The organism is Comamonas sp. 4034, from assembly GCF_050434545.1.
Taxonomy (GTDB): domain Bacteria; phylum Pseudomonadota; class Gammaproteobacteria; order Burkholderiales; family Burkholderiaceae_C; genus Comamonas; species Comamonas odontotermitis.
On the sequence record NZ_JBNDIT010000043.1, the window covers coordinates 1 to 6322 of the forward strand.

Genomic DNA, 6322 nt, shown 5'->3' on the forward strand with positions numbered 1-6322 from the left:
GATCAAGATATCCCTTGGCTCTCTCAGCCCTGTCGAATACCGGGCGAGCCTTGGACTTGCGGCGTAAACCAGTCCAAGTTTTTATCCGCATCCCCCCCTCCCAATGTGCAAGTCGCCTGGAACCTGTCATTCAAACCTGCTCAATTCTTGGTAATCCCACCTGCACCGCAGCAGTTCGCGGATATCTGGTCAGCTAACCACTGCGCGGTGCATGTCGGCGATCACCACATGGCAAATGGCACGGAGCAGATGCAGTTCGCAAGCCCGTGTTTCGGGCAATACCTGCTGGCCCTGAGGCAACCGGTCGTACTCAGCGGTCATAGACTCGATCAACTCATCGGCGATAGTATCGCCTCGTCATTGCTGTGACCGCGCGGTTCGCCTGTATTGACCTAGCACTTTCTGCACAGGTCAGGCCGCTAACGCATATGCCTCAGCGGGTGTCTTCATTTTCAGCGCTTGGTGAGGGCGTTGGTAGCTTGCTCGCTTGCGACGCTTGAGCCGAGATTACCAAAGGCTGTAGGAGTCCTTGTCCACCAGTTTGACCAGCATCATGAGCGTGCTGCCCCTCCACCAGCCGGCCCCCAAATCGCTTCACCGAATTGGACACGCCCCAGACAGTGGCTGTGGCATAACTACCTCTGGAGTTTGGGGAGACTTAGCCTCAGACCGATTTACGCAACAAAGCCGCTCTTGGATAGAAATCCCTTCTCCCCCAAAAATTTGACAATCTTTTCAACGTCATCACGTTCATTATTTAATATCTCAATATTTGAAATGTGCCAATTTTTCTTATTTTTACCCATAACTAAAAAATCCCCATAGAAGACAACACCACCTTTCTTAACATTAATCTTTTTAATGTCAGATAAGTTTATCACCTGAGTTACCAGACTTCTCTCTATTATGATTTTATCATTATCAATTTTTATGGCGTATTTCCTCCCCATCTTCGCACCCAAGAAATACACCATCACGACAAAGGCAAAAATAATAACTAAATCAAGGTATTTAAACATTGCTCGCCAGTTTTAGTAAAAATATTTGCCTTTCATAAATTGATAGAATAAAAATAAACCCAAAACCAATCCTATCAATGAACCTGCAGCAAACAACGCAGCTATAGCTCCCATTACTGCAAATATCTGTATCGCATCAAGTGAATCACATGTGGAAATACCGCCACAACCTTTAGGATCCCAGTCATCGCCAGCCATATACACTGCCACCACCACAATCACTGCGACAGCCAGCATAATAAATGGAGCAAATGGTAGTGCTGCAACCAATCCAGCTTTAGCCAACAAGGAAATAAGGCTTAGTATAACCAATAGCGCCCCTCCTGCTTCAGATATTAGAGAATACCATCCACCATTGCTCCCACCTTCTATTGTATAACCTCCAGTCCCCGTGTCAGGATCTAAGCGCATGAAGCCTGCTCCTTTCCAACCGCTCTCAATGATGGGCTTTTCGTGAATTGTTACTTCCATTCCTGCATCGAGTGCTTGCTGTACTTTGCTGCGTGTCTCATAACTATGAGAGATAAGCGCCGTATTCACAATGTTTGAATTATGAGCATAGACAGCTTTAGTTATAGTGAAAATCTTTTGCCCTTGGTTCGCGGCTAGTCCAATCGCCTTCACCGCACTAATGCCTTGCGGACAATTAGGCAAGTTCTCCAGTGGACCCTCTTTGCCTACGATATTACACCGGCTTCTATCGTTAAAAAATCGCTCCGGCGTAGCGTGTTCTAATGCACTGATGTATTGGCCGCGCGCCCTATTATAGTCAATCCATTTATTCCGTTCATTATTCTTAGACCAGGACAAGAACCGCATATGTCCGACATCAATATTTACAGCAGGAAAATTCACTTTCCGTATAACGCCCCAGCTATATATTGGATTCACTACGGAATGAAATAAACCATAAGAGAGACCTGGATTCTCAACAATATCGGATTGATTTTTATTTAGATGATTATTATTCTCCGCCATCGCAAACCAAGTCCATATTATAGATATCAAAATATCGCCACTCACTTGTTCTCCAGTGAGCGTTGGTTCGCTATTAGCAGCTTGTTGCTTTTGTGCGGCTTCCAACCTTGCCTTTAGCGCATCCATCTGTTTAACGGTGATGCCGCCGGCACTGATGCCAATAGCCGTCGCCTGCCCCACCACATGGCTGGCGTCCGGCGTCAGATCCCACTGCGTGGGGCTGCTGTATTGCGTAAAGCCGCCTTGCCCTTGTAGGTCCGTGCCCATGGTCATGATGCTTTGGCTTTGCGCGACGACTTGACCATCTACGCTGATCTGTGGTTTGAGCCGGATGAGATAGCCAGGCAAGCTGGTCGGCAGTTCGCTTGGCTGTATGGGGGTGCCATCTGCATGGGGCTTGGGCAGGTAGCTGGCAATCAGGTCTTGGGTCGCTTGGTCGGCTGGCACGTAACTCAGCGTGATGCGTTTGCCCGCTAGGTGGCTGACCTTTTCTGTGTAGCTAAGAACGGGATCGTCGTACTGGTCGCTCAGCGTGTAGCTGAACTGGTGCTGCAGGTTGCCCGGTATTTGCCCGATGGCCGGGGTTTCTGTCACAACGCTGTAAGGCAGCTGGCCACTTAAGGTTTGCGGCAGCTTTTCTGGAATGATTTTTTTACCGATGACATCACCCACCGTGGCACTGGCGTTTTGGCTGTTGATGTAGTTTTGCAGCTTGGTCTGGTACTGCTGCATCTGGCTTTGTACAGCGGCCTGGTTGAGGTTTTGCACCCAGCCTTCGGCTTCATTGACTGTGGCGCCTTGCTGTGCACTGGTGAGCAGGGCCTGTGCATCCAGCGGCACAGCCTTTTGCAGGTCCATGCCTTTGGCGTATTGGTATTGTTTGTAGCTGGCATCAAGCGGCAGCCACCCGTTTGCATAAGCATTGGTGTTGGGATGCTGGGGCGGGGTTGCATCTGCCCCGCCATCAACAGCTCCTTTGCTGGCAGCGTAGTTGACGTATGCGCTGACCCAGACATGCTCCATACGGATGGCGCCAATCACGCCGTTCGTGACCATACCTTTGTTGGCAATGCCGCCTTGGGCCAGCAATTGTTGTGCTGCTGCAGGTACCTGCACGCCGCCTACCCAGTTCATCACACTGCTAGCGGGTAGCTCAATGGTGCCCAGTTGGTAACGAGCGGGGATGCGGTTGGCGCGCAAGAGCGCAATCGTCAGGCTGGCAATGTCGAACGCGTTGCCTCGGCCGCTGGCGAGCACCGAGTCTGCGTTTTGCACGGCACCCCAGGTCGGTACCCACTCAATGTGGTTGCGTACCCAATTTTGGATGGCGACGGGGTTTTTACCCAGCTCCAACGCTTTGGCTTTGACGGCATCAGTGAGTACGACCTCGTCGGTTTCAGCCAGATCGGTATCTGTAGGCGCTTCATCTGCTGCAGGCGGTACGATAAATTGCACACCGCCTGCAGTGGTGACTTTGGTCACCTTCTCCGTCTGCGCAGCTGCCTGTGTACTGCGTTGCGTATGGACGCTACCCAGTTGCTGAACCCATTCCTGGCGTGTTTGGGCAGGCTCTCGCTTGGTAGGCGTGGGGTTGCGCCAAGGCAGGTCTTTGCCGACCTTGATTTTTTTCTGCGGCGCGCCTTCGCCGAGCAGTGCACCCAGGTCTTGAAGGTCTGCGCTGCTAATGGCGACGACCGATTTGGCGGTCAGGCTTGCAGTGCTATCAACACTGCCGACAAGACGCGCTGTCAGCGCATCAAACTTCTGTACCTTCTGCTCCAATTGGGCTGCCGCATCGTCGTGGCGACGCAGAATTTCTGCGCTCACACCTTTTCGCACCAGTTCTTGGCGCATGTTGCGCATGTCTTCGCGGGCTGCGCCGTTTTCGTCTTGAATTGCGAGCAGCGTGTCCTGCAGAGAGGCAGGAGTGGTTTTGGGGTTGTAGATGGCAGTGGCTGCAGATTTGCTTTTGAGCGTGCTTGCCAGGTTTTGCTGTGTGAGCAGGTCGCGGGTCTGCTCGCTGGCACGTTTGATCAAGTCGTTCAAACGTGCAGCCGCCCCTTGCTCATTTTTCTGCGTTTGATAATTGGCAGCCTTGACCTTGGCATCCCACGATTGCAGGCGCTGGAGCTGATTTTGCGCAATGGGGTTGTAGGCAGTTTGGCCCTTTTCCTGGGCGATGGCCGAGAGGGGCTGCAGGGCCAGCGCAATGTGCGCAGCGGCTACAACATAGGCGACAGGGCGCACTATTTTCTTGAAGCCGTACATGACCGCCTCCGATACCCCATCCCCTGACACCGATGCCCTCTGATCTTGCAATTTAACGAGTGCCATATCGTTCTTTCTTTAGCTTTTGTTTTAGCTTATGTATTTGTAGCGAGCGGGCCCAAACGAATCCGTTTGCGGATGAGCCCGTTGACAATGATTAGTGCGTTGCCTTGCGGCGCTGCGCTCTGCACGCGCCAAGCAAAGCCAGTACCGCACTGAGCAGCAGCAAAGCGGTGCTGCCATTGACTGGTACCGGTTTGGCTTTGTTGCCACCAGGATCTACCGGATCAACAGGGCCAGTGCCGCCGTTACCGATCTTCACCGTCGCCGTGGCAATGACTTGGTCGCAACCCGTCGTGCTCAAGGTCGCAATGACCAGTACATTGGCCGGAGCCCCTTGTGGAACGGTCCAGTTGTAGTTCTGGCTCCACTGCCCCGAAGCGGCGATGGACACGTTGGGGATGGGCGCTTCCATCAGGAGCGCTCCGCTGTCTGGATTGACGACACGTAGCGTGACTGCGCCATTGCTGATGGCTGCGCCCGGGTTGTCCAACGCAAAGCCCAAACGCACGCTATCCCCAATCTTGGCAGTACTGGGCGTTGCCGTAATGGCACCCGCAGCGCCAGGTACACAAGTGGCTGCGGCCGCCTTCACCTGAAAGCCTGTCATGCTTTCCGACAGCAGGTTGCCCGCGCTGTCATAGAGGCGCAGACGCGCCTGGTAGGTGCCAGGAGCGAGTTGCCCGGCAGGCAAGGTGTAGCCGAACTCCCGCGAACCTGCCGGAACCAGTTGCGTGATCGCCTCTACCTGCTGGAACGATGTTGTTGCCTTTGTCACCAATACGCTCTTGGTTGCCCTCTTGGTGCTGGTGAGCTGGAGCACCACGGTTTCTGCTCGCAGATCTTGTTGCACCACATTGGATGAGGTGTTGCCCGCGCGAGAAGTAACCTGGGTGGCCTGTCCAACAAAGTACTCTGCTTTGTCGGTGGTGATCTTGGTGGCATTGCCGGGCCCGGGTCCTCCTACGACCTTGAAGGGCGCAGTAGCGGAGCCATACACAACCCCTTCGGGTGAGACCAGTTCTGCCACCAGGACGTAGTCTCCGGCCAGCACGCCAGATACCTGCCATGGGCTGTCTACGCCCGTGGTCTGGCCCACGCCAACATTGACGGACGCGGGCAACGGCAAGGTGGCAACCACTTCGTCATTGCTGTCCATCACGGTAAAGCGCACCTGCGCATCCCGTGCAGCGATGCCGTTATTCGTCACCGGCCCCGAGAAGATGGCGGTTTCCTGGCTGGTGTACACCGGTTTGTCGGTGAGTGCTTTGATTCCAATATTGGCGTTTGCAGCGATACGGGGCACCACGATTGGCGCGACGATTTCGCCTGGCACAAAGCTGTTCTGGAACTTCAGGCTGGCAATCTGAGCCGCAGGACGCACCTCTTCAATGGCCATATTGGCGAGCGCCAGGTCGAAGTTGATCTCACGGCCCGCTTCCGTGATGCCAGTGAAGGACCACAGGTATTCCGTGGAGCCGTCGGCCTGCGGCACTGTCTTGGTGGGGGCCGGCTGGAAATTCGCAGGCTTTGTGTTGGCTGCAAATTTCACGACCAGATCGGCATCCAGCGCCCCCAGGCGATCGAGCATGGTGGGCAGCCAAATCTCGATCCAGGTGGAGGACAGCAACGACCCGCCAAGGCCATTGGTACTGAGCCAGCTGCCGTCGGCCTTTTGCTGGTTCAGAACGTATTGGATTGCACGTCGAAGTCTCGGATCACTTCGAGACGGATTGGTGAAATCGAGGGCAACGCCCACAATGGCCGTTGCCACCGGATCACTGTTGTTGTACCAGCCATTTTGCACTTCCCATCCGCCGTCTGCTCGCTGGCGTGACCACAAGGTCTGCGACAAGTCATAGATGAGCGTATCAAACTCACCCGCTCGAGGCGTGCCTTGGTAGGGCCTTGTTGCATAAATCGGTTTGGGACTGAGTCTCCCCAAACCCCAGACGTAGTTATGCCACGGCCACCGTTTGGGGCGTGCCCAGCTCGGT

The 6322-nt window shown here is 54.1% G+C and carries 4 protein-coding genes; 1 reads left to right on the forward strand and 3 read right to left on the reverse strand.

Annotation, left to right across the window (positions count from 1 at the left end):
• Nucleotides 1–369, forward strand: a 369-nt coding sequence (locus tag ABIE32_RS21495; RefSeq protein ID WP_429019317.1) for a hypothetical protein, incomplete at its 5' end; no start/stop codon positions are given.
• Nucleotides 370–674: 305 nt separating this feature from the next.
• Here the strand turns inward: ABIE32_RS21495 and ABIE32_RS21500 are convergent.
• The 3 genes from ABIE32_RS21500 to ABIE32_RS21510 form a co-directional block, all read right to left on the reverse strand.
• Nucleotides 675–1019, reverse strand: a complete 345-nt coding sequence (locus tag ABIE32_RS21500) for a hypothetical protein (RefSeq protein WP_429019320.1) — start codon at nucleotides 1017–1019, stop codon at nucleotides 675–677.
• A gap of 12 nt (nucleotides 1020–1031) precedes the next feature.
• A complete protein-coding gene (locus tag ABIE32_RS21505; RefSeq protein ID WP_429019323.1) occupies nucleotides 1032–4331 on the reverse strand; it encodes a transglutaminase domain-containing protein in 3300 nt (1099 codons plus the stop codon).
• A gap of 91 nt (nucleotides 4332–4422) precedes the next feature.
• A partial coding sequence (locus ABIE32_RS21510; RefSeq protein WP_429019326.1) for a hypothetical protein occupies nucleotides 4423–6322 on the reverse strand: 1900 nt, incomplete at its 5' end.

Bases quoted from the DNA above. Each gene is read 5' to 3' on its own strand.
- ABIE32_RS21500 (WP_429019320.1), bottom strand. From the start codon at position 1,019: ATGTTTAAATACCTTGATTTAGTTATTATTTTTGCCTTTGTCGTGATG.
- ABIE32_RS21505 (WP_429019323.1), bottom strand. From the start codon at position 4,331: ATGGCACTCGTTAAATTGCAAGATCAGAGGGCATCGGTGTCAGGGGAT.